This is a genomic window from Leeuwenhoekiella parthenopeia (assembly GCF_020782115.1).
Lineage (GTDB): Bacteria > Bacteroidota > Bacteroidia > Flavobacteriales > Flavobacteriaceae > Leeuwenhoekiella > Leeuwenhoekiella parthenopeia.
The window spans coordinates 1-24817 of record NZ_JAJGMW010000001.1; the positions used below are offsets into that span (position 1 = coordinate 1).

The 24817-nt window shown below is 41.5% G+C and carries 24 protein-coding genes; 5 read left to right on the forward strand and 19 right to left on the reverse strand.

The window, feature by feature from the left end:
• Positions 1-174: 174 nt before the first annotated feature.
• From rplI to rpsF, 3 genes are read right to left on the reverse strand one after another with little or no spacing between them, the layout of a single operon-like run.
• Positions 175-624, reverse strand: coding sequence for a 50S ribosomal protein L9 (rplI, locus tag LLW17_RS00005; RefSeq protein WP_228228211.1), 450 nt, complete (start codon positions 622-624; stop codon positions 175-177).
• Positions 625-638: 14 nt separating this feature from the next.
• Positions 639-938, reverse strand: a complete 300-nt coding sequence (gene rpsR, locus LLW17_RS00010) for a 30S ribosomal protein S18 (RefSeq protein WP_009780627.1) — start codon at positions 936-938, stop codon at positions 639-641.
• A gap of 2 nt (positions 939-940) precedes the next feature.
• Positions 941-1279, reverse strand: a complete 339-nt coding sequence (gene rpsF / locus LLW17_RS00015) for a 30S ribosomal protein S6 (protein ID WP_228228212.1) — start codon at positions 1277-1279, stop codon at positions 941-943.
• 206 nt (positions 1280-1485) lie between these two features.
• Here rpsF and LLW17_RS00020 point away from each other — a divergent pair, with 206 nt between their 5' ends.
• Positions 1486-2187 (forward strand): LytR/AlgR family response regulator transcription factor, encoded by a 702-nt coding sequence (locus tag LLW17_RS00020; RefSeq protein ID WP_228228213.1) that lies wholly within the window; start codon positions 1486-1488, stop codon positions 2185-2187.
• Between the two features lie 53 nt (positions 2188-2240).
• Here the strand turns inward: LLW17_RS00020 and priA are convergent, their stop codons facing one another.
• The 4 genes from priA to nadC form a co-directional block, all read right to left on the reverse strand.
• Positions 2241-4694, reverse strand: a complete 2454-nt coding sequence (priA, locus tag LLW17_RS00025; RefSeq protein WP_228228214.1) for a replication restart helicase PriA — start codon at positions 4692-4694, stop codon at positions 2241-2243.
• A gap of 69 nt (positions 4695-4763) precedes the next feature.
• Complete coding sequence (locus LLW17_RS00030; protein ID WP_228228215.1) at positions 4764-5192, reverse strand: DUF2147 domain-containing protein; 429 nt, start codon at positions 5190-5192, stop codon at positions 4764-4766.
• Between the two features lie 61 nt (positions 5193-5253).
• Positions 5254-6252 (reverse strand): YihY/virulence factor BrkB family protein, encoded by a 999-nt coding sequence (locus LLW17_RS00035; protein WP_228228216.1) that lies wholly within the window; start codon positions 6250-6252, stop codon positions 5254-5256.
• Positions 6253-7110, reverse strand: coding sequence for a carboxylating nicotinate-nucleotide diphosphorylase (gene nadC / locus LLW17_RS00040; protein WP_228228217.1), 858 nt, complete (start codon positions 7108-7110; stop codon positions 6253-6255).
• A gap of 216 nt (positions 7111-7326) precedes the next feature.
• Between nadC and rlmH the strand changes: the two genes are divergently transcribed.
• The gene (rlmH, locus tag LLW17_RS00045; RefSeq protein ID WP_228228218.1) at positions 7327-7800 is read left to right on the forward strand and encodes a 23S rRNA (pseudouridine(1915)-N(3))-methyltransferase RlmH; all 474 of its coding nucleotides are present in this window, start codon (positions 7327-7329) and stop codon (positions 7798-7800) included.
• 366 nt (positions 7801-8166) lie between these two features.
• Here rlmH and LLW17_RS00050 read toward each other — a convergent pair whose 3' ends face one another.
• Positions 8167-8676, reverse strand: coding sequence for a GyrI-like domain-containing protein (locus LLW17_RS00050; protein ID WP_228228219.1), 510 nt, complete (start codon positions 8674-8676; stop codon positions 8167-8169).
• A gap of 117 nt (positions 8677-8793) precedes the next feature.
• On the opposite strand from LLW17_RS00050, the gene LLW17_RS00055 reads away from it, so the two are divergent.
• Positions 8794-8958 carry a hypothetical protein gene (locus LLW17_RS00055; RefSeq protein WP_228228220.1) on the forward strand — a complete coding sequence of 55 codons (165 nt, stop codon included), beginning with the start codon at positions 8794-8796 and terminating at the stop codon, positions 8956-8958.
• On the opposite strand, the gene LLW17_RS00060 is transcribed toward LLW17_RS00055, so the two are convergent.
• The 6 genes from LLW17_RS00060 to LLW17_RS00085 all read right to left on the reverse strand — a co-directional run bounded on the left by LLW17_RS00060 (position 8959) and on the right by LLW17_RS00085 (position 18513).
• Positions 8959-13869 carry a DNA repair ATPase gene (locus LLW17_RS00060; protein ID WP_228228221.1) on the reverse strand — a complete coding sequence of 1637 codons (4911 nt, stop codon included), beginning with the start codon at positions 13867-13869 and terminating at the stop codon, positions 8959-8961.
• Between the two features lie 399 nt (positions 13870-14268).
• A complete protein-coding gene (locus LLW17_RS18905) occupies positions 14269-14412 on the reverse strand; it encodes a GIY-YIG nuclease family protein (protein WP_350355185.1) in 144 nt (47 codons plus the stop codon).
• 175 nt (positions 14413-14587) lie between these two features.
• The gene (locus LLW17_RS00070) at positions 14588-16654 is read right to left on the reverse strand and encodes a flotillin family protein (protein WP_228228222.1); all 2067 of its coding nucleotides are present in this window, start codon (positions 16652-16654) and stop codon (positions 14588-14590) included.
• A gap of 15 nt (positions 16655-16669) precedes the next feature.
• Positions 16670-17383 carry an OB-fold-containig protein gene (locus LLW17_RS00075; protein WP_228228223.1) on the reverse strand — a complete coding sequence of 238 codons (714 nt, stop codon included), beginning with the start codon at positions 17381-17383 and terminating at the stop codon, positions 16670-16672.
• A 2-nt stretch (positions 17384-17385) separates the two neighbouring features.
• On the reverse strand, positions 17386-18105 hold the full coding sequence (locus LLW17_RS00080) for a PspA/IM30 family protein (RefSeq protein ID WP_228228224.1): 720 nt from the start codon (positions 18103-18105) through the stop codon (positions 17386-17388).
• Positions 18106-18117: 12 nt separating this feature from the next.
• Positions 18118-18513 (reverse strand): YbjN domain-containing protein, encoded by a 396-nt coding sequence (locus LLW17_RS00085; protein ID WP_228228225.1) that lies wholly within the window; start codon positions 18511-18513, stop codon positions 18118-18120.
• A 270-nt stretch (positions 18514-18783) separates the two neighbouring features.
• Here LLW17_RS00085 and LLW17_RS00090 point away from each other — a divergent pair, with 270 nt between their 5' ends.
• Complete coding sequence (locus tag LLW17_RS00090; RefSeq protein ID WP_228228226.1) at positions 18784-19539, forward strand: helix-turn-helix domain-containing protein; 756 nt, start codon at positions 18784-18786, stop codon at positions 19537-19539.
• 401 nt (positions 19540-19940) lie between these two features.
• On the opposite strand, the gene LLW17_RS00095 is transcribed toward LLW17_RS00090, so the two are convergent.
• From LLW17_RS00095 to ruvX, 5 genes are all read right to left on the reverse strand, one after another.
• Complete coding sequence (locus LLW17_RS00095; protein WP_228228227.1) at positions 19941-20894, reverse strand: sterol desaturase family protein; 954 nt, start codon at positions 20892-20894, stop codon at positions 19941-19943.
• A gap of 176 nt (positions 20895-21070) precedes the next feature.
• Entirely contained in the window at positions 21071-21844 is a 774-nt protein-coding gene (gene mazG / locus LLW17_RS00100) for a nucleoside triphosphate pyrophosphohydrolase (RefSeq protein WP_228228228.1), read from the reverse strand.
• Between the two features lie 161 nt (positions 21845-22005).
• Positions 22006-22551 carry a DUF5606 family protein gene (locus tag LLW17_RS00105; protein ID WP_228228229.1) on the reverse strand — a complete coding sequence of 182 codons (546 nt, stop codon included), beginning with the start codon at positions 22549-22551 and terminating at the stop codon, positions 22006-22008.
• Between the two features lie 120 nt (positions 22552-22671).
• Positions 22672-23259, reverse strand: coding sequence for a peptide deformylase (gene def / locus LLW17_RS00110; RefSeq protein ID WP_228228230.1), 588 nt, complete (start codon positions 23257-23259; stop codon positions 22672-22674).
• 44 nt (positions 23260-23303) lie between these two features.
• Entirely contained in the window at positions 23304-23711 is a 408-nt protein-coding gene (gene ruvX / locus LLW17_RS00115) for a Holliday junction resolvase RuvX (protein ID WP_228228231.1), read from the reverse strand.
• 283 nt (positions 23712-23994) lie between these two features.
• Between ruvX and LLW17_RS00120 the strand changes: the two genes are divergently transcribed.
• Entirely contained in the window at positions 23995-24810 is an 816-nt protein-coding gene (locus LLW17_RS00120; RefSeq protein WP_228228232.1) for a 2,3,4,5-tetrahydropyridine-2,6-dicarboxylate N-succinyltransferase, read from the forward strand.
• Positions 24811-24817 lie beyond the last annotated feature (7 nt).

Genomic DNA, 24817 nt, shown 5'->3' on the forward strand with positions numbered 1-24817 from the left:
CAACCTGCTCACAGTATGAGAGCCTCTTATTAAAGTATTGCTCATAGTGCCAAATTATAGATTTTTTCGCAATACTAAAGTTCTGCAATAAATTGCAGGGTTTTAAACCCTTACCTGAGACCAATAAAAAAAGCTCCCGCGATAGCGGAAGCTTTTTAATATAATTCAAAAGTCTTAAGCTTCTGCTACAACGTCAAAAGTAAGATTTGTGATTACATCACGGTGAAAACGAAGACTGGCCTCGTATTGACCTAAACGCTTGATGTTACCACCAGCGATAGTGATGTATTTTCTATCGATTTGTACTCCTTCTTTAGCCAAAGCCTCAGCAAGGTCTGCATCTGTAACAGAACCGAAAAGTTTATCAGCCTCACCTGCTTTAGCAGTAAGTTTAATTTCAAGACCGTTTGCTTTTTCAGCCTGTGCTTTTGCAGCATCGACAGCTTTCTTCTCCTTATAAGCGCGTTGCTTTAGGTTTTCTTCCAATACCTTTTTTGCAGAAGGAGTTGCCAAAATAGCAAAACCCTGAGGTATTAGATAGTTTCTACCGTAACCGTTCTTAACAGTTACTAAATCATCAACAAATCCTAGATTGTCGACGTCTTTTTTAAGAATAACTTCCATCTCTTATCTAGTTTTTATTTGTACAAGTCAGTTACGTAAGGCATAAGAGCCAGGTGACGTGCGCGTTTAACAGCAACACTCACTTTACGCTGATACTTCAAAGAAGTACCGGTAAGACGACGAGGTAACAATTTACCCTGCTCATTTACAAATGACGCCAACCAGTCTGCATCTTTATAATCAACATACTTAATACCTGAACGCTTAAAACGACAGTATTTTTTAGTTTTAGAGGTTTCAATATTTAACGGAGTTAAATATCTGATTTCCCCATCTTTTTTAGCTTTTGCTTGTTGCTCAATAGATGATGCCATAACTATGCTTTTTCTTTGTTTCTTTTTCTACGTTTTTCGGCCCACTCTACGGCATATTTGTCAAGCTTAACAGTTAAGAAACGCATAATGCGCTCGTCACGTCTAAGCTCAAGCTCAAATGTTGCAACTGCCTCACCGGGCACCTGGAATTCGAAAAGATGGTAAAAACCACTTTTCTTGTTTTGGATTGTGTAGGCTAATTTTTTAAGCCCCCAATCTTCTTTAGAAATCATCTTGGCACCGTTAGAAACAAGTAAATCTTCAAACTTCTTTACTGTTTCCTTTACCTGATCATCAGATAAAACGGGATTCAAAATGAAAACAGCTTCGTAATGATTCATATTTATAGTTTATTTAAAAGGAGTGCAAAAGTAGTCTAATTTATAGAAAATACAAAAGTTAGTTCATATAATTCGACCACTAACCTCCTCTTTTGACGTACGAATTATCATAAATGCAAAATAATCGATGAACTACACAAAAAAGTTGGTTTGTATGGTATTTCTAATTAGATTTGTCTGTATTAACATTTTTTTAAATAACAACATTGGAAGAACTTATACTTGACTGCGCTGTAGTTGATGATTCCAGCCTGCAACGGCTTGCCATCGTCAAGATGATTAAAGATCATCCTAACCTGAGACTGGCGGCTCAATACAACAATGCTATTGAGACCAAAAATGGTCTTTTGGAAACCAAGGTAGATCTGATCTTTCTCGATATTGAGATGCCTATACTTACAGGCTTTGATCTTCTGGATGATTTAGTACATAAACCACAAATTATATTTGTTACCGGAAAGACTAAATATGCCTATAAAGCATTTAATTACAATGCGATAGACTATTTAAGGAAGCCGCTTACCAAAGATCGTTTTTTAAACGCTGTGCACAAAGCCATAAATCTGCACCGTCTTAAAACCGAAGGAAATGTGGAGGATGATGATTATATCTTCGTAAAGAGTAATCTTAAGAAAAAGAAAGTGTTCCTCAATGACCTGAAGTTTATTGAAGCTTTGGGCGATTATGTGAAACTGGTTACTTATAATGAACCCATCATCGTTCTTTCTACCATGAAAGCTTTTGAATCTCAGTTACCCGCTGAGCGATTTATGCGTATACACAAATCGTATATCATTAATCTGGATAAGGTTGAAAAATACAACAGCCGAAACATAGAGATTGAAGGAGATAAAATTCCTTTAAGCAGACATAAGAAAACCAAACTCATGGAAGCTCTTTCTAACTAAAAGATTCTCCCGTAAAAACTTAAAATCCCGTTTATTGCGGGATTTTTTTATGCCTAGTAGTTATCTACGTTTAGTACGATTTTTACACTGCGGAATTGAGCTATGCTCGAAAACGTAGTTCGCACTTTCAGGATTGCTTTTTTGGTTTTTTCCAGGCTTTGCTTTCGGGGTATTTTTACCAGAATGTTGCGATGGTATTCGTTGCGTATACGTGAAATAGGTGGTGGTTCGGGGCCAAGAATCTGTTCCTGAAATACATTCTTAAGAGCCTGACCCATCCAGACTGAAGCCTCTTCTATTTTTTGAAAATCACGATGTTTAAGGGTAATTTTTATCAAACGACAAAACGGCGGATACTTATAAATGTGCCGCTCTTCGAGCTGCTCGTGGTACATAGCCTCATAATCATTAACAGAAACCTGCTGCAAAATCTGATGATGTGGATTGTAACTCTGTATCAACACTTTGCCGCGCTTTTGGGTACGCCCTGCCCGTCCCGACACCTGCTGAATCAATTGAAAACTGCGCTCGTGCGCTCTAAAGTCCGGGATGTTAAGCATATTATCTGCATTTAAAATTCCCACCAGGGTAACATTCCTAAAATCGAGGCCCTTGGTAAGCATTTGTGTTCCTACAAGGATGTCTATTTCTCCCTGTTCAAATGCGGTTATTATCTTTTCAAAGCCAAATTTTCCCCGGGTGGTATCAGAATCCATCCTGCCAATATTATGATCCGGAAACAATTGACGCAATTCGCCTTCTACCTGCTCTGTCCCAAAACCCTTAGTATCCAGTTCAATGCTTCCGCAGGCCATACACTTCTCGAGCATGGCGATGTGATACCCACAATAATGACAGCGCAACTGCCCGCGGTGCTTGTGATAGGTAAGGCTCACATCACAATTGGGACACTGGGGCGCGTGACCACAGGTCTTACATTCGAGTACCGGAGAATAGCCCCTTCTATTCTGAAATAAAATAACCTGCTCTCCTTCCTGAAGAGCTTCCCGAATAGCCAAAATCAAATCTTCACTAAAATGACCGTTCATTTTTTTCTTACGATGACGATCCTGAATATCAATGATGGTATTTTCAGGCATTAAAATATTACCGTAACGCTGCTTAAGTTCTACCAAAGCGTACTTGCCTACAGATGCATTATAATAGGTTTCAAGAGAGGGCGTAGCCGAACCCAACAACACCTTCGCGCCTTGCTGATATGCCAGCACAATAGCGGCATCCCGCGCCTGATAACGGGGTGCAGGATCGTATTGCTTGTAGCTATTCTCATGCTCCTCATCTACTACAACCAGCCCAAGATTGCTGAAAGGCAAAAACAATGCGCTACGGGCACCCAGAATAAGCTGGGCTTTATCCTGTTTATTTAAAACATTATTCCAAACCTCTACGCGCTCGTGAACGGTATATTTTGAATGATAAACCGATAATTTATTAACAAAATATTCCTGGAGCCTCGAAACCAATTGGGTTGTAAGAGCAATCTCAGGCAATAAATAAAGTACCTGTTTTCCTTCATCGAGATAAGACTTTATGAGATTAACGTAAACTTCAGTCTTGCCTGAAGCTGTTACACCGTGCAGCAGACATACTTCATGCTGCTCAAAGGAAGCATTGATAGTTGCTAATGCAGCGCTCTGCGCATCGTTAAGATTTTTTACCTGAGTATCATCTGAACCTTTATAGGATATGCGATCCTGTCGCAGTTCGAAGAGCTCAAAAATACCTTTATCTACAAGTGCTTTTAATTGCGCGGAAGAAGCCTGAGCCTGAGCCTGTAATTCTTTGGCCTTTAAAGGCTTTTTAGACCTTGCCTGCAACGAAAAATAAGTAAGTAGTAATTCCCGCTGCTTCGGCGCCCGATCTAGTTCATCTAGAGCCTCGTGCATTTTATCCTCGGCTTTATAGGAATCTGCTAAACGAACATACTTGACCAGTTTGGGTCTGTAAGCTTCATAAATCTCCTGATCGAGGGCTACCAGACCTTTATCAATAAGGGTATTGATGATGGGCAGAACTTTTTTTCTGTCGAGTAACTGCATCACTTCGCTGATGCGCAATACGGTACGACCCTCAAATGCCTGAAGAATTGCAAGGGCCTCCTCATCTTCCAGCTCGATGTCCTCGGGAATAGTTTGAACCAATCGCTTGATGATAGTCTCGCTTTCGAGGAGAAAAGCTCCCGGCAATGCTGCACGCATCACCTCCCCCAGAGTAGCCATATAATAGGTAGCCATCCACTTCCAGTAATTGAGCTGCTCAGGATTAATTACCGGGGTCTCATCGAGGATTTGCTCGATTTCTTTAGCCTCATAAATGCGGGGCTCTTCCTGATGTACGCGAATAGCAAGCGAGGTATAGATTTTATTTTTACCAAAAGGAACAGCCAGGCGCATTCCCGGCTTAATAAAACTGTATTCAGCCTCGCTTATACTATAAGTAAATGCTTTCTCTACAGGAATTGGTAAAATTACGTCTACAAAATACACCGGGTAAAGATAAAAAAAAGGCTGTCTTCAGGATTGAAAACAGCCTTCTCTTTAATGTATTTTATAAGCTTACTGAACGCGCGTCCAGTACTGAGTTCTTCCTAAAAGAGAGAACCCAATATAGCCACGTACTTTAAGTTTGTTTGCATTTTCGAGTTCGATAAGACACTTGTATTCTTTTCCACTCTGTGGATCTAAGATCGTACCTCCGTTATACTCATCGCCATCCTTTTCTAATCCATTCATGATGACCATACCCATAATCGGCTTGTTCTTGTTTGCGCCGTCACACTCGGTACATTTAGCATCCTGACGATCCTTGTTGAGGATTTCTACGATCTTTCCGTATACTTTTCCGTCTTTTTTGTAGATCTCGATGATTGATTTTGCTTCTCCGGTCTCATCATCAATTGACTTCCACTTACCGGTTACCTCCTGGGCAAAAAGCCCGGCTGTAGCAAACAAAGCAAACATTAAAAAAGCAGTTATTTTTTTCATATTTAATAATTAAGAGTTAAAGAAAATTCTAAAGTTTTATATTCTGTATAACAATTATACACTATTTTAAATTATTCTCAGTGGCTTCATTTTGCTTTGACAAAGATTTTTTTGAATCTCTTCGCCTTTTGAGTCTGTACATTGCTGCATTGAGTTCAAAACCCAGTAAAAGCAAATTGGAGTTGAGCCAAATGTAAACCATCAAAATAAGCAGGGCACCCAGCGAACCGTAGAGTTCGTTATAGGTTGAAAAGTTATTGATGTACAAGCCAAATAAATAGGTCGTCAGTATAAATAAAAACGTGGTCACTGTGGCTCCTATTGAGAAAAAATTCCAGTGCTTTCCTTCTTTGGTTCCGAAATAGTACAGATTGGCTACCACGCCATAGATTAAAATGAGCAATCCTAAAAAACTTCCCAACTGAGAAATTAACGTCAATGAACTCGTATCTGCTGCTTTATCCCTGTTTTTAAGTTCTTCCATAGAGAAAAGCTCCTGCAAATAAAATTGGAAATACAATATTCCTATTACTACAATTAACAACAACAGTGCCAACATTATAGAAACCCCTAAGGCCACAACATATTGCTTAAACAAATCCCGCTTCACTACGGTATGAAAGCTATATTCAAAACCGGTAAAAATAGCATTTACCCCATTTGCCATAAGGAAGATGGCAAACACCAGGGTGAATGATAACAGACCTGCCCTTGGGTTTGCCGCGATATCAAGCAAAATGGGTTCGAAAAAATCCTGAGTCTGAGGAGGCAGCAGTCGGTCTATAAAACTCAACAACTCTGTTTGAAATCCGTCGATGGGTACATAAGGAATGAGGTTCAGGATAAATAAGAAAAAAGGGAAAAGCGCCATAAAAAAGCTGTAGGCAATCGCACTGGCGCGAGTTGCAAAAGTGCCTTTAAGTATACCTACCGCGTACAACTCCCAAAAATCATAGAGCGATAAACCTTCAAAGCCGGGAATGATGACCGTTTTCGCCCATTTCACAACGGGCAATAAAAATTTTATGGTAAGCAGCTTGTCATCAAACTCGTCACTCATCTAGACTGCTTTAAGACTTAAATCCATATTGTAAACCGAATGGGTGAGGGCTCCGCTTGAGATATAGTCTACCCCACATTTTGCGTACTCAACCAGGGTTTCTTCATTGATCCCGCCACTTGATTCGGTGAGGCATTGATCACCTATAAGCTCAACTGCCTTACGGGTAGCTTCATAGTTAAAGTTATCGAGCAAAATGCGGTAAACCCCTCCTGCTTTAAGGATTTCCTGTACTTCTTCAAGATCGCGGGCTTCCACAATAATTTTAAGATCCAGATTGTGGGTCTTTAGATACGTTTGCGTTTTATGAATCGCTTTGGTAATTCCACCTGCAAAATCAATATGATTATCCTTCAGCATCACCATATCGTACAGCGCAAAACGATGATTCTCCCCTCCTCCTATCTTAACTGCCATTTTTTCTAATGCCCTGAATCCCGGAGTGGTTTTTCGGGTATCTAAGATTTTGGTTCCTGTGTCTTTCAACAAATCAGCGTAATGCCTGGTTTTAGTGGCAATGGCACTCATACGCTGCATCGCGTTTAAAACTAAACGTTCGGCCTTTAAAATACTCTGAGAACTTCCACTTACGTGTAAAACGATATCACCTACGTTTACCAGACTACCATCTTCAATATGAATTTCTGTTTTTAAGTCTGAATCTACGTAAGCAAATACCTTTTGGGCGAAAGCAACCCCGGCAATCACCCCGGCTTCTTTAACCAACAACTTGGCTTTGCCGGTGGCGTCTTCAGGAATGCAGGCGAGCGAACTGTAATCACCGGGGCCTACATCTTCACGGATGGCGTTTTCAATTATTCTATCTATCTCTAAATCAAGTTGAGCTGCTGTAATCATTACCGGTATTCTATTTGTGCTAAGTTAGGGAAACGAGTCCTCAATTTACAACTCCGCTTTCTAATTTAGCCTGCTCTCGCTTTTATTAGCTACGCCAAAAGCTAAAATACCTCGAGGATTGTCTTGATAAAGGCTTTGTTTGCTTTTGATGCCGCGCAGCCTTGCCCGAGAAAGTTTACTTGGCCTCCCAAAATTGAAAAATAGTATTTTTACCCAATGAACATTAAACTGCTTTGCATCGGTAAAACCGACGACCGCAATCTGGAAGAACTCATCGCTGTTTATACCAAACGGCTGAAGTTTTACGTGAATTTTGAATTTGAAATCATTCCCGATCTTAAAAAGACCAAAAACCTTTCGGAAGAACAACAAAAAGAAAAGGAAGGCGAACTTATTCTGAATAAACTGCAATCGCAGGACGAACTCGTTTTGCTTGATGAAAACGGAAAGGACTTTAGCAGTGTAAAGTTTGCCGATTATCTTCAGAAAAAAATGAACAGCGGGATTAAAACTCTGGTCTTTGTAATCGGCGGACCTTATGGTTTCTCTCCTCAGGTTTATGCCGCAGCCCGCGGAAAAGTATCTCTGTCAAAAATGACGTTTTCCCATCAAATGATTCGGCTTTTTATGACCGAGCAGGTGTATAGGGCGTTTACGATTTTACGGAATGAACCTTACCATCACCAGTAATTGCTATTTCTATTACTATTGTTATTGAAGCCAAAAGCTTTGCAGGCAAAACAGTTATTGATTATTAGGTTATTTAAAACAATTTCAGCGCAATCGGAAAAGATCTGGTAAAAGTTGGGGGTCTCACTGGGAAGTATCAGTGGGCAGTCGCAGTTGGCAGTCTAAGTAGGCAATTAGCAAAAATCAGATTCCAGTGGTTTAACCTTAAAATAACTCAATAACTCAATAACTCAATAACCCAATAACTCAATAACTCAATAACTCAATAACCCAATAACTCAATAACTCAATAACCCAATAACTCAATAACTCAATAACCCAATAACTCAATAACTCAATAACCCAATTAACTTATAACATTAAAAATCAACCTTTCCGCTCAACGGGAACCCAGATTTCCTCCTCAGACTCGGGATGTTCGGGACCGTAGTACTTTTCGCCCAGGCGTTCAAAATGCGCGCGATCGTCAAGCTGGTAACCCGATTGTGGAAGCCAGATGCCGTAGATGTAATTGGAAGTTTCTACAAATTGTTTAACCGGCCCCACGTGGGTAAAAACAGCGTAAAGTCCGCCGGCCAAAACCTTAGTCTGCATTCCTTCAGGCACCAAGTTGAAATTCTCAACCTCTACAGCTGCCCAGCGCTCAAACTCAGTTTCCCGGGTAAATTCTTCCACTTTAAACCCGAATGGATACACCTGCATCGAGTAAAACCCGGAATCTACGCGATTGACGATTTCTTTATGTCTGCTCATAAAATCCTTCCACAAAGCTGCGGTATCATCAAAGGAAAGCGTGGTGGTAACGCATTTTCCAATGAGCTTGCGAGATTCGACTTCGACTAGTTCAGGAGTTAATTTTTTAGAAGGATTGGTCATAGTTGTAAAATACTGATTTTCTGTCAATTTTCAAGTTGCCCGATTGCGCATGCAAAGAAGAACTAATCTAAAACTTGGCCTTTCTTTAACCTAAAGACTGATTCTAAACCCCTAATATTGATTGAACAAAAAATCAATACTATGGAAGGCCACAAACTCATCAAACGCTTTTTTCTTTTTACCACAGCTATGCAAATAGGCTATTATGCCGTGAGATATGCTGATAAAAACAAAGACGTGATCAAGAAGAAATATCAGGAACTGAAGTCTAAGAAAGCTTAATTACATCTTTTTAATCCCGTGCTCCAGCACTTGTTTAATCCCTTCCAGATTCTCTGAAAACTGCATCATTTGGGCTAAAACCTGCGCCATTTCATTAGCATTCCCAAAGCCTTTGAGCTTGTTATTTTTTACAAAAGTTTCTTTGATCGAAGACCAGCGCGCAAGCTCTTCCGCAGAGATTGACCCGATCAATTCTTTATACTTTAACAAATTAGCTTCTGCCGAAGCGGTAAGCGTCTGCGACTCACTCTCGTAATGGGACAGCAATAAAGTCTGCAATTCGTTCTCATTCATAATTGGTACCACTTTGGCCACCAGCTTATTCATATCCCGGTACGAGCCTTGAAGTTTAAAGGGCGGCTCAGTACGGTACGCATCTTCCATCGCTGCAGATTTGATGTAGGCAGCATTCACTTTGAGCACCGTATCCCGAATTTTTAAAACTTTTTCAAGTATCGAATTGTATTCTTCAAGTTCGCGATTGCTGTGGTTTCCTTTAAGCTGAAGCTCTTCATTTCCGGTTTCCAGGCGTTGAAGCAGCGTATATACATCATCAAAATTCTTACTGCTCAGTTGTTGCAAAATCGGGTTTGCGGTAAGCGAATTTTCGATCAGACTCAATTTGAATAAATCTTCGGTATCCCCAATGATGTCTCCCAGGTTGTAAATATCTGCCCGGTTTGCAAGCATATCAGGAATCTGGAACTTTGCGCCGCTTTCGGTATAGGGGTTACCCGCCATAATTACACAAAATTTCTTTCCGCGTAAATCGTAAGTTTTTGGCTTTTCGCGATACACCCCTTCTATTTTACGGGTTCCGTCAGAAAGCGAAATAAATTTCTGTAAAAACTCCGGATTGCAATGCTGAATATCATCCAGATACAGCATCACATTATTTCCCATTTCAAAAGCCAGATTAAGTTTTTTAAGTTCCTCGCGCGAAGCCGAATTGGTCGCAGCAGCCGGATCTACCGAAGTCACCTCGTGCCCTATTGCCGGACCGTTAATTTTCATAAATACGAGTCCGAGCCGGTTTGCGATATACTCCATCAGCGTGGTTTTACCATATCCCGGTGGCGAAATAAGCAACAGCATCCCCATTCTATCGGTTCGTGTGGTATCGCCCACCGTTCCCAATTGCTTGGCCAGATTATCCCCAAACAATGGAAAATACACCTGATCGATTAATTTATTGCGTACGAAAGAAGTGAGGACCTTCGGTTTAAATTCCTCCAGTTTCAGTTCTTCCTTAAGACGCTCGGTCACTTCGTGTTTCGCTTTGCGAAAAGCTTCAAAGGCTGCCACATCCTCATCAACAAAACGCGCTAAAGTCGCCGTAAACTGATGATAATTAAAGCTAAAACTACCTTCAGAAATGGTCTGGTGATCGCCTTTTAAACCACTGATTTCTTCAAAAGCTGAAATCGCATTGATTTCTGAAACCGAATCGTCTTCAAAAAGAATGAGGCACACGACCTCATCCACGTACGAAAGTTTATTCTTCTGCTCGATCACCGATGCTTCCGTTTTGGCACGCACAAAAGCCGTCACCCACTGACGTATCAGGGCAATTTTAGATTCAAAATCCGCCTGATTCTCATAGCTGTTTTTAAACCGAATATCGGCCTGTCTGTTTTTCAGATCATTTAGAAAAGCTTCCTTTAGATCAACAGCAACCGCACTTTGAGTAAATAAATCGTCACTTTGAAGTTCTGCAAACAGGTAGGAAGCGGTCGTAGCACTCTGTTCAGGATCAAAAAGCAGGCTGGTTTCTGCGAAATGATTCAGTTTGTTGATCAGATAATCGAGAACAAAATTAGACTCCGGATTGTCTGGAAAATACTGCAGGACTTCCCCGGAAGCTTTCAGCTTTAAATTGATCCTTTTTTGCTCTTCAGCTTCCAGACTATTCCAAAAATACTGAGCATTTGCCCGTATTTGCGGATTGTAGATCAACAAACCTAAATTCTTATGCTTGTGTACCAAAACCTTCAGAATCTGTGCGGCATCCTGGTCGTGAACGCCCTTCACGTAACCCTCGCTGTAATTGGAATTGCTCACGCGCTGCACGTACGCTAAAAGCTCTGCGTCACTCGCATTATACAACATGTCGAAAGCTTCGGTCTTAAATAATTTATAAGCTAAATAAGCTGCACGATACACGTTTTCATTTTCAGAAACATATTCCTGATCCCATATCTGGCGGGAGTTGAGCAACACAGGGTTATCCAGTTGCTGGTAAAAGTCGGTACCCGTAAGGTGATAGGCCAAAATTCCATCTTTGAGAACTATGGTAAGATCTAACGGCTGCCGGTTTACGCCAAATTTGTGTTTCCCCAGCTTGATGATGTTTTCACCATCTTCATACAGATCCAATTTATCTTTGAGTTTCCGCAGGGCATCTTCGCGAGCCACTTTAAGCGCCGTCTCGAGTTCTTCGGCTTTACCGCTGTCTTCAAGATCATTAAGCTGTACAATGATATCGCGCACTTTGTTAATCATCAGGTCGGAAGCAAAATACCCGTTAATCTCATCTGCCGAACCCAGACTTTGGGCACGTTTCACCACTCCTTTCAGAATGCGTTCTGAAGCATTTTGCAACGCAAGCGCTTTCTTATTACGCTTTTCAACCAAAGCATTTTTGCGGGCTTCAAAAGCGGCATAAACTTCTTCGCGCTTCTCGATGATACGCGTTACAAATTCTTCAAAGTCAGCAAATTTGCCTTCAAGCTCTTCAAGCTGAATCGAAATTTTATTCTGAAACTCGTCGCATTTCTCGGGAGTATTGGCAATATCCAGATAGTTGATGATACTTTGGTCAATCAACTTTAGCTGTGCTGCAAAATCAGCCTGTGCCTCAGCGCTTCCGAGGCTTTTCTTTTTGTTCTTTAAGGCCGCTTTAAGCTGATTGATCGTGGCAAAAATCAGCGAAATGTTATCGATGATCTGCGTGGCGTGTGCGGTGTCTTCAATTTCGAGATTGGTAACGATATCGATGAGCAACTCGAGGTCTGCTGCAATCTGATTGACTTCGTCTTCCAGACCTTTAGCCTCAATAACTTTTTTAACCGAATCAAGCTTTTGCTGCTTTTCAGCAACCTGATTGTGATAGGGCTGCAGGGCTTTATCATCCAGTAAAAACTGGACGCAACGCCGCGAAATTTTCTGGGTTTGCTCGCCGATTTCGGTTTCCAGCGTATTGAGAAAATCGAGATCTACATAACGCACCTCCCGCAGACTGATGACCTTACCGCGCAAACTGCGCAACTGGGTGAGCAAGGCCACAAACTCGTTAATCGATTTAAACGAAGTGCTCTTGATTTTACCAAATAAAGCTTCGGCCTCCTTGCGTATTTCCTGAGTTTGCTGCGCAGCATGCCGGCGCAATTCGGTTACTTTTTCAAACTCATCAATAGCCGCATTTGCCGCTTTATTGATTTCGCGAAGCGGAAGGTCTAAGCGCTGCGTTTCGTCTTCATTGAGCCAGTAATACGCATCCTGAATGTCTTTGGCAGACTTGGCGATATCAGCGTACAAACCATCGTAATTATCTTCTTTATTGAGTAAGGTAATCAGCGCCTGAGACTCGGCCATTGCCTTTACAATATCTTTGTTCCCGATTTTGTAAAGAAGCGTATCAGTATGCTGTGAGGGCATATAATCGCCTTTCAGAAAAGGTGTTTGCCAGATCTGAACAATATGGTGCTTCGTTTGGTTTTCTTCGGCAGTAAAATAGCAGAGTTCACCATCTTCCAAAATCGTAAACCCACTGCAGACGATAGGTGTTTTAATTTCCTGACTGATGATGTTATAGGACATCAGTTTGTAGAGCCCTTTTCCGGGTTCGTAAAACACGTACATAAAGTCTTCGCCATTGGGCGAACTTATTTTCTGCTGAAACTTTAAATTGATCAATCCGTCATCAAAGACTTTGTATTCGCCGGTTTGCAGGTAATAGCCATCGGGGAAAATGATTCCCTGATCGTCCGGAAGCAAAACAGCTGCGACGCCAATGCTCTGTATCTTGTGTACGGCTTTTATCTTGTGGTTGTACACAAAATAGCGTGAAGCTTCCTGAAAAGGCTTGATTTCTATGGCGATAAGATTCCCCAAATTTGCATAACGGTATTGCCCGTCATCAAGCGTCTGGTCAAAATGCTCTACCGGCTCTGAGAAAATGCCTTTTCCGTCTTCGGTGTTGTCTTCAATTTTTATGGTGAGATCGCCGCCAATTGTTTCCACAAAAACCCGATCCAAAATCGAAACGTGTGAATGCACACCATAGCGGTGCATATCGCGGGTAACTTCCTGCCATTTAAACTCGTGCTGCGGCGGAAAACGATACTCGTGATCGCTGCGGTTATCTACATATTCCAGCTGATTTTCATTGATCAGCCATTTAAAAGTTTTGATATCACTTACGCTTTCGCTCAGCTGAAAAACCATATGCAAATAGTTCCCTATGATCGCGAAGCGCGAAAAAATGGTATTGCGATAATACTTATAGAGGTTTGCGAAATCGGTTTTAAAGGTATCATCCTCCAGCAACTCGAGGCTTATGGGATCAAAGCGGTTTTCAGTAAAGGTGTATATACTGAACACGTCTGAAAGTTTGATCTCTGTACGCAGGCCAAAATGCACGTTATACCCAAAAATACAGGTGTTCCCCAGCGATACAATATCACGTGCGATACAGTTATTTTCGGTACTGATACGGTCGTTGGCAATCAGCTTGGTTTCAAGCGAACCGAAAACCGTTTTTCGGGACTCGTTTAAAGCCGTGAGTTTCTGCTGAAGCTCTTCCTTTTGCTTTTGCAAACGCCCACGAATGATGGCGTAGGTTCCGCCGTCAAGGGTGTCCTGATTGGGAGTTTCTGTAGGGTTATTTATAGATTTTGACGTTTCTGCCATTTTAAATCTCACTTTTTTAAGTAATTAATAGTACTCTTAAATAGAGTAACTAACTAAATAGGTCTTCGACCCCCGACGCATCGGGGCAAACTGACGAACATTGTCACACTGAGCTTGTCGAAGTGCAATTTCAAACTTAACCTAACGAGTCATCTTGTGATGCTGAACTTGTTGAAGTGTTGTGTCACGCTGAGCCTGTCGAAGCGCTTCCGTCTAAAACAAAGCCTATTTCTACTTTTCAATTCTATTACCGAACTGGGTGTAATTCTTCGAAAACAAAATCAAATTTTCCCAATTACCTTCAATGAGAGCTATTTTCTTTCTCCTACTCCAGCCCTTTATTTTCTTCTCCCATAAAATAGCCTGATCTGCCTGATTAAAGCTTTCACTCCAAACTAACTAGACAGATCTGCGTTTAAATGTATAGGAATCAGATCTGAGCCCCGAGTTATGCTGATCGACACGTAAATCCAAATTACTGGACACACCGGTGTAAAAGCTATCATCGCTACATTTCAAGATATAAACGAAATAGGTTTTCATTTGATGTCTAGTGGTTCTATAGGTCTTCGACAAGCTCAGACTGACATTTGATTTCCTTTTTTGACTCTACGCCCCCCGAAGCTTCGGGGCAGACTGACATTACAATGAGTTCGCATTTTTCAAGTCTTCGACAAGCTCAGACTGACAATTGAGTCACGCTGAGCCTGTCGAAGCGTTACTTCAACTTCTTGCTGTCAATACCCAGCCCTTTTGCCAGGTTGAACAAATTGCTGAACAAAGTTTGCTCCTCGCTGTCGTGTGATTGCTCTTTGAGATGCATCAAGAGGTTGGCAATGGTCAGGTTCTTGATATCTTCCGAAGAAACACCGTATTTGTCAGCAAACTCCTTTACTTTTTCAAGCAGGTTGCCTTTGACGTCGTCACTGCCCAGAATTGCATTTTTCACATCCTGAATATTGGTGCTGTTTGCAACCAGTCGATCATAGCCTTTGGCTCTGGTAATCTGACCAATAATCTGATCAAAGAACATAGTCTCACCACCTACAATATCAATCTTCGCGGCTTTAAGCGCATCACCTATCACCTGTGCCTGAGCATCGGCAATATCTTTTTGAATGTTGATGTGTGCCAAATCTACCTGAAGTTCTTTATCCAGACGCAGTTTGAACTCTTCATGTTCTTTACCTACACCATCCAGTTTCTTCATCGCATTGGCTTTCTCTTCGATTCCGGCAGCATCAGCCATCGCTTTCTCTTTGATCACCGCTGCTTCTGCAAGACCGTCTTTGCGTTTGGCTTCAGCTTTAGCTTCCATACCGGCAGCTTCGGCCTTCATTTTCTTCTCGATGATTGAAGCTTCTACGATTCCCTGGCGCTCGTTAGCATCTGCCTTAGCGTGCATTACCTGCGCTTCAGACATACCTACTGTCGCTTCTTCTTTCGCCTGTGCTTCGGCTAAAATCTTACGTGCCTGAGCTTCTTTTTCTGAAGCTTCCTTATGAGCAAGTGCCTCGATGTTGATTTCTTCAGCCTTCTGTTTTGCGGCTTCTTTTTGGGCCTCTGCGGCTTTTATGGTTTTGATCAGATCTTCCTGAGCATTGGCTTCGGCAATCGTGATTTTAACCTGCTTCTCCCGGTCTGCGGTTTTAAAGGCCTGAATATCTTTCATACTCTCCTGCTCTTCTACCACGCCTTTTTCGAGCATTACGCGGTCGCGAATCACATCCTGAATATTTTTCTTCTCTACTTCAACCACCTTCTCTTTCTCAATCTGAGCCAGAGTTACCACGCGCTCTCTTTCGGTAGCCTCGAGTAAACGGTCTTTTTCAACACGCTCGGTTTCTACCACATCGGTACGCATCTTGTTCTTGGCAGCCACAATAATCTGACGTTCCATATTTTCTTCAGCTACCTTAACTTTTTCCTGTGTGGCAATACGCGCAGTCTCTGACTTTAAGCGCTCTTCTTCAGCTACTTTCAGCGTTTCAGCCTCTTCACGGGCTTTGATGTTGGCAATCTCCCGTTTTTGCTGCTCTTCTTTCTCAGCCAATTGCTTGTCGAGCTCTAAAATAGCTTCGCGGGCTTCCACATCCTGCTTGCGAATGGTTTTTTCCTCATCGCGCTTAATCAGGTTTGCTTTTACATTCTGAGCTGCGGTGAGTTCTGTAATTTTCTTGATCCCTTCCGCATCCAGAATATTATCGGGTTTTAGATGAGTGACCGGAGTCTGTTCCAGAAAGTCGATCGCACAATCTTCGAGGGTATAGCCGTTAAGGTCTGTACCAATGATATCAACGATCTCATCGCGGAATTCACGGCGGGCCTCATACAATTCAATAAACTGAAACTTTTTACCTACCGTTTTCAGGGCTTCGGAAAATTTAGCCTCAAAAAGATCCTCAAGGGTTTCTATGCGGGAAGCACGGGCAACACCGATGGTCTGCGCCACTTTTTTGATATAGGCCACATCGTTGTTAACACGAACGAAGAATGCCACCTTAATATCTGCCCGCATATTGTCTTTACAAATAAGGCCTTCAACGCCCAGGCGTTCAATCTGGATTTTCTTAACCGAAACGTCCATTATTTCCACTCTGTGGAAGACCGGAACCACGTAGAGTCCTTTGTCTGTAGCCACTTTTGTACCCCCAAAACCGGTACGAATAAGCGCCTGTCCCTGATGTACTTTTTTGTAAAACATCGCGATGATCGCGAAATAAACGATGATCAGGAACAAGAGTACTCCTAATCCAATTCCAATAATTGGTAAAACTTGATTCATTTTTGATTGATTTATTTAGTCGTTATAATTCTCTACTAGGTAATAATTATGATCTGCAGATTGTTTGATGATCAACACCGTGCTGCCGTAAGCAAGAGGTTCGCCGGTTAGGGATTTTACGTAAACAGACATCGCGTTACCGTCTGCCAGTACTTCGGCATTGCCCATTTTTTCACCAGCAATAGAGGAAAGCAATGTTGCTTTTCGGCCCAAAAAGTCTATCGCCACATCACCATCTTTATTTAAATGCCTAAAGAAGCCTTTAAACGGAGCGGTAAATAGCTTGTTGACGATTAATGCCGGAAACAAAGCCACAAGCATAATGACAAAGCCAAGTACATTGTCATACGTAAATGTAAGAGCGGTCGTCAGCGTGGTCATTAACCACCAGATGAAAATCCAGCAGGTAAAGGTGAACATAAACGGAAGCCCTACAAAGTTGAAATAGATCAGAAAAATCTGCCAGGCTTTTAAAGGCTTACGGCGTTTTCCTACTACATGTTCTTTGTTTACTTCGACATTTGAAACATCTTCAAAGTCCATAGTACCCCCTTCAATGTTAGGCTCAAAATCTGCATCAACGTCCACATCGACATCCACATCAATGTCAAGGTCAAAGTCGATACCTCCTATCATCGTGACAATCCAGTACAGGATCAAAATGATGAGTAAGATGGTGAGGACGATATTTACCTCCGAAAAAAGTACTTCTGTAAGCGTTGCGTTCACGTTTATCCCTGTTTTTCTGAGTCATTAAGACCCAATTGTGCTTTTAATTTTTCGAGTTCGTCTTCAGCCTTTGCTGTGCTGGTATCAGCTGCCTTTTCCAGCTCATCATCGATTGACTTCGACGCATTGGCAATATCGCCGTAAGCTTCGGCAAGTGCTTCTTCCTGTGCAACTTTTTCTTTCATTCGCTCCAGCATGGAGACGGTGCCGGTGCTGTCCAGCTCGGCCATTTGTTTATTCAGGCTTTTAGTAGCGTTGCTCACTTTTACCCGGGCCTTAAGCGTTTTAAGCTCATTTTCCCATTTGCTGATGTTTGCTTTGATATTCTGAATGTTCTTCTGCAACTGAGCCACATTGTTGTCAAATTTCTCCGATTCGGTTTTAGCCTGAGCGACCTGCTTTTCGGACTCTTCCTTTTTAAGGAGGGCTTCTTTAGCAAGACGGTCGGCCTCTGCGGCATCCATTTGTTTATTGTGCGCCTTTTTAAGAATCACAATGGCTTTGCTTTGATAATCTTCGGCCTTGTTTTGAAATTCTTCCTGGTCGTTTTTGGCACGTATGGCCAAAGCCTTTACCTGAGCTAAAGCCTCCAGGCTTTTATCGAGGTCGTGCTTCATGTCACGAATACCCTGTTCGGTTAATTTGATCGGGTCTTCCATATTATCAATTGCAGCATTGGCTTCTGCCTCTCCTATTTTAAATAAGCGTCTAAAAATGTTCATGAGTTCTAGGTTTTAATATTTTGAAAATTCAATGATTTTATCTGAGTATTCACTCATCAGCAGACTTAAGGAGTTTAGCGAACCTTCGAGTTCATTCAAATCCATATTTTCAATCTGTAAGGTGTCTCTAAAAATGACTTTTTCGCCCGTCTCGTTGAGTACAAAAGCCCCATGAATGACATCGCGATTCTTTTGAAGCAGACTTTTAAAGATTTTTTCTGACTGGTTGTTGATCTTAAAGATGAACTGTTCCATAATTAAAATGGGCGGAGCAACACCCAATATGAGATTTTTGATACCCGAAGATTCTTTCTGTACGACCAGAATACCATCCTGCGGATTCTCGAAGGTTATATTAAAGTCCAACTCCAGTAAAAAGTTCTTGGTAATTGAAAAATGATCTTTCATCGGCTTTTGGTTAGCGAGGTGTTAAAATTTTCTAAAGTTTAATAATACAAAATCTAAACAATAAATGTTTAAACTACAGGAAATATTAGCGTCAATAATGCGTGAATTAATACTACCATAATTGTTTGTTTTTAAATTGATGTTTTGTTTGAACTACAACACGTGATCAGGGTGTCTACTAAAAAAATTAGCTGAATTGAATTCGTTTCGCTAATTTTGTTAGATAAATTTACAAATAAAAATCTTATTTGCAAATAATATTAGCAATATATGTCATTTTTCGGAAAAAACATCAGAAAGATTCGTAGCGTAAAAACCTTAAGCCAGCAGGCATTTGCAGAGCTATTTGACTTAAAAAGAGGCACTTTGGGGGCTTATGAAGAAGGCCGAAGCGAACCAAAAATCGAAACCATCATCACTATTGCTAATTATTTTAGCATCCCCATAGATGATTTGCTAACGCGGGAACTTACGGTAAACGAATTGCTCAAATTTAAAAGTTCGTTGACTGAACAGTTTGAAGTCGTTGCTACAGAACGTTTTCCTTCAATACCCTGTATAACAGATACCAATGCTTCAGATTATGTGCAGTTTTGTGAAAAAGAAAGCTTTATTCAGGATATGGTTAGTTTGGCCCTGCCTGTAGAATCGGAAGCTGAATTGCGGGGATATGTTATTCAAAGTCTTGAAATGAGCAATCAGGATCAGGGCTTGTTTCCTAAAGATCTGGTTATAGGAGAGCGGGTTAAACTTACCAAGCTTGATAAATTAAGACGTGGTGAAATGGTGCTTGTAGTGACCAAAAGTCAACTGATTTTAAGACGCCTCTACGTACAGGGTGATGTATTGGTCCTCAAAGCCGATCATAAAAACGTGCAGGAAATCACGATTAACCGCACTGATGTATGCGAGCTGTGGCGCATAATAGCGGTTTTTCAAAAACGAGTACCGGAAGTCACAAATGGTATCGAAGAAAAACTACTGAAGCTTGAAGAGGAATTTGCTAAGCTACGCGGGAGAATTTGAAAATCCATCTTCGATCTTATACTTAAACTGATTCTTGCAAAAGATGGAAGCATAGGTTTGTCTCCAGATCAGGACATCTCTGTCATCCATTGATTTACAGATAAGAACTTTATGATCTAGAAAAACAGTTCGAGGCCAAGCGAGAAAAGGAATGGGAGGTCTATTACTCATTTTAAAAGGATTTCTTTTCATACTCATTGAATCTGGCGTACTTAATTCGATTAGAATTAAATTTTGTGATTCACAGTATTTTATAGCATCCAGTAAATGATCAGAATAATAAAAATAAAGAGCGCCAAAAAACCGAACGCCCATATAGAGTAGCAGGAGTAGAAATCCTAAAACAAAAAGTATACTAATGGTTTCCTGAAGCATATTTTCTAACTCCGGCCAAATTTAGATCACTCCGCCAACTCCAATTCGAGCTGTTCAAGCATGTACGCTTCACGCAATTGTCGGCGCTGTTGTTTTATGGTAAGTGTACTCCCGTCGTGACTCCATCCCGGAGGTCCAAAAATATACATCCATTTGTCTCTGAATTTGGATGTCTTTTTGGTATCATTCCAAATGTCTTTATACTCGTGGGTAAGAATAATTAACGGATTATAGCTGTTTGGAGCGTGCGTAACCCCGTATTCGATATCAATGTCCTCGTCGAGTTCCTTAAAGGTCCCAAAAACCCGGTCGAAAATATTGAGGAATCCACCGTGATTTTTATCCATATACTCCAAATTGCGGGCGTGATGCACCTGATGCATCGTATGGGTATTAAATACTTTATCAATGATACCCAGTTTTGGCACATATTGCGAATGCAGCTGAAACTGCCACAACGCCTCAATCCCCAGGCAGACCACTAACATTTCGGGCGGAAAACCGATAGCGACAATCCACACATAAAATAAAGGTTTGTAGAAAATGGTAAACCAACCGTTACGCACGGCGGTTCCTAAATTGAAATTGTCTGACGAGTGGTGTACGATATGTGCGGCCCAGAAAAAACGGACCATATGATTCTGCCGGTGAAACCAGTAATACGAAAAATCATCTGCAAGCTGACAGAGAATCCATACATACCAGGCATAGCCAAAGGATTCCCAGCCCATAATATTTTGCCGAACGCCATCAACCATTGGGTTGAACAATTCATACACCCAGCTAAAAAGCAGAATAACGGTTATGGTTTTTATAAGCGGCGCAATTAGCGTTGATCCCACGCCCATAGTAAGGCTCGCTGCAAGATCCTTCCAGTTGTAAATGTGGTCGTGATCGCTATGTTTACTGTAGGTGAGCTCGACTAAAATTAATCCTAAAAAACAGGGAACTCCGTAAATTAACGGGTTTGTGAAATCCATAAAGTGGGCTTAGACCCTAAACTTACCGAATACGCAGCACAATCCCATCGTATTAAGCCAGAAATCTTAAAATTTTGTGAAAAATTAATACTCCTATTTAACAAATCCTGAAACAGCTTTGAAATACATTACTCAGAAAATAATAACCCTGTTTGATAATTAGTGTTTTTACTAAACTAAAGCTTCTTAGCTTCTTCCCAGAATACATCCATCTCGCCCAGTGTCATATCCCGTAAATCTTTATTGTTTTCTTTTGCCTTAGATTCCAGATATTGAAAACGTTTTATAAACTTTTTATTTGTACGCTCGAGCGCGCTCTCGGGATCTACTTTTAAAAAGCGGGCGTAGTTAATCATCGAGAATAAAACATCGCCAAATTCGGCCTCAATTTTTTCCGGATCCTGAGCGTTTACTTCTTCCTGCAGTTCGGCGAGTTCTTCCTGTAACTTTTCAAAAACCTGTTGGGGTTCTTCCCAGTCAAAGCCTACACCGGCCACTTTATCCTGAATGCGACTGGCCTTAACCAGTGCCGGCAGCGATTTTGGCACGCCTTCGAGCACCGATTTCTTTCCTTCTTTCAGCTTTAAATTTTCCCAATTGCGCTTTACATCTTCTTCATTTTCTACCTCTACATCGCCGTAAATATGCGGATGTCTCGAAATAAGTTTTTCGCAGATTCCGTTAGCAACATCTGCGATATCAAAATCGCCGGTCTCGCTGCCTATTTTAGCATAAAACACAATGTGCAACAGCAAGTCACCCAACTCCTTTTTAACCTCATCGAGATCATTATCCAGAATCGCATCTCCCAGCTCGTAGGTTTCTTCAATAGTGAGATGCCGTAAAGTCTGCATGGTTTGTTTGCGATCCCAGGGGCACTGCTCGCGCAATTCATTCATTATGGTGAGCAGGCGGTCTATCGCTTGCAGTTGGTCTTCTCTTGTATTCATTTTTTGGAAAATTAAGGCCTAAACACCTATTAAACTATAAAGTTAGGCATCCTGCCACATTAACACTGATCCTTAGCAAATCAATTTAAATCCTGATTTGATTTCAAAAAAAAACCACAATCTGAATATTCAAATTGTGGTTTTTTGTGCGTTTCAAACGCTTATTTCTTGCGGGCTGCGGTGCTTTTTGCAGTGCCCCCTTTTTTAGCGGAAGAGGATTTGGGTGCAGCCTTGGTTGCTGCAGGCTTTGCCTTTTCACCTTTAGGAGCTGCTTTAGCCGCTGGCTTTTCTTTTGGTTCTTCGGCTACCGGCTCTTCTGCTTTCTGAGCAGGAAGCAAATCGTTTTCCTGTAGTAAATTATACCATTGAATCACTTTCTTGATGTCACTTGCGTACACGCGGTCTTCATCAAAATTTGGAAGAATTTGGAAGAAATACGCCTCCAGGTCATCCTTAGACCCCTTATGATCAATGGCTTTACCACCGTTTTCTTTTTCAGCTATTTTAGCAAAAACCTCACGCAATGGAGTTTCACCATCTAAAGTATAAATAGAAATTTCTGAAAGCACACTCACGTTGTGACGCAGGCCTACCGGCATTTTCTTACCGTCTGTAAGGGATTCTGCAATGAAACCGGTGCGGGTTTGTGCACGCAAATGGTATAAACCGGGTTTACCAGAAATTGAAACTATTTTATCTAAACTCATACGTTTTATTTAGCCGTTAAAATCGGGATTACTATGTTAATGCTATTTTTAATAAGGGGGCAAATATCTAGGGTCTTTTTTAATTTTCAAAATAAATAAAGCACCCCTGTCTGATTTTAACTATCGCAGCTTAATGTCTGGGAAACGCATACGGTAATCTGCATTGACCTTACCCTTGCTGATGTTACCCAGTTTATTTTTGATAATGCGTTTTTTAAGGCTGCTAAGTTTGTCTGTAAACAGTACACCTTCAATATGATCGTACTCGTGCTGAATCACGCGGGCCAGCAAACCATCAAATTCTTCTACGTGCTCATTAAAATCGGCATCCTGGTATTTGATCTTGATATTCGGGCATCTGAAGACCTCTTCATTGACACCGGGAATACTCAGGCAACCTTCATTAAAAGCCCATTCATCACCGGTTTCTTCTAAAATCTCCGGATTGATAAAGGCTTGCTTAAAGCTTTTTAATCGTTGTTGCTCGGTCTCGCTTAAATCTTCATCATCAGCAAACGGGGTGGCATCTACTACAAACAATCGTATCGAACGCCCAATTTGCGGTGCTGCCAGGCCTACACCGCTGGCACCATACATGGTCTCAAACATATTTTCGATCAACGCATCAAGACCGGGATAATCTGGTGTTATGGGCTCTGCTTTTTTTCTAAGTACGGGATCTCCGTAAGCCACTATAGGTAAAATCATATCTACTGGTTACTTTTTAAAACCCAAAAAAGGGCGCTTCAGGCTTATTGATTGTACAAATAAGATTGAAGTATAATGGTCGCACTTATTTCGTCAAGAAGTGCTTTGTTTTTACGTTGTTTCTTTTTCATCCCGCCATCGAGCATCGACTGTGCTGCCATTTTAGAAGTAAACCGCTCATCCACACGTTTGATTGGAATGCTGGTTATTTTTTCTAAGCTTTCGCGAAATTTCTGAATGTTTGCTTCCACATCAGAAGCTACATTGTTGAGGCGTTTTGGTTCCCCTAAAATAATCAAGGCCACATCTTCAGCTTCTAAATACTTTTTTAAAAACGGAAGCAATTCTGACGTATTTACAGTGGTCAAACCCGAAGCGATAAGCTGTAACTCATCGGTCACGGCAATGCCGGTGCGTTTGGTACCATAATCTAATGCCAGAATGCGAGCCATCTAATTTTTTGGCAAAAGTAAGGTATTCAACTAAGATGAACCAAAAACTCGGCTGCTATGAGCCAAAATTAAATAGAACTGCCGTGTTCATTTAATGTATTTAAACTTCTGGAGGCTATCTTGGGTTTTTCAAAACTGCTGGGTTATCTTTAGCCCCGCAAAGTAATCTACCTCGGGGCAAGACCACGAGGCATTCTTTAAAACTAAATTTTTAATTTCGAGGCAAGCCCCAGAGGAAGTATACCTTTGGCGTTGCCAATAAAAAGTAAACCAACCTTACAACATGCAACAGGTAAAAAATCTTATTGAAGCAGCGTGGGATGATCGCTCGTTATTACAGGACAAAGTCACTCAGGATGCAATACGCGAAGTGATTGAACTTTTAGACGGAGGTACCCTGCGCGTTGCAGAACCCGATGGTGATGACTGGAAGGTAAACGAATGGGTTAAGAAAGCCGTAGTACTCTACTTCCCCATTCAAAAAATGGAAAAACTGGAAGTGGGTATTTTTGAATACCACGATAAAATGCCGCTTAAACGCGGGTACCAGGATAAAGGAATACGCGTGGTACCTCACGCTGTAGCCCGTCACGGAGCCTACATCTCTAAAGGAGTGATCTTAATGCCCAGTTATGTAAACATCGGGGCTTATGTAGATGAAGGTACGATGGTTGACACCTGGGCGACAGTAGGTAGTTGTGCACAAATAGGTAAAAATGTGCACCTCTCGGGTGGTGTGGGTATAGGCGGAGTTTTAGAGCCTTTACAGGCTGCCCCCGTCATTATAGGTGACAATGCATTTATTGGATCGCGTTGTATCGTCGTTGAAGGTGTACGCGTAGGCAAAGAAGCCGTTTTGGGTGCTAATGTGGTGCTTACCGCTTCAACTAAAATCATCGACGTAACCGGCGACGAGCCTAAAGAAACCAAAGGGTATGTTCCACCACGCTCTGTGGTAATACCCGGAAGCTATACTAAGAAATTTGCTGCCGGTGAGTATCAGGTGCCTTGTGCGCTGATCATTGGTACCCGTAAAGAAAGTACCGATAAGAAAACCTCACTTAACGACGCGTTACGTGAGTATGATGTGGCGGTGTAATTTCGTT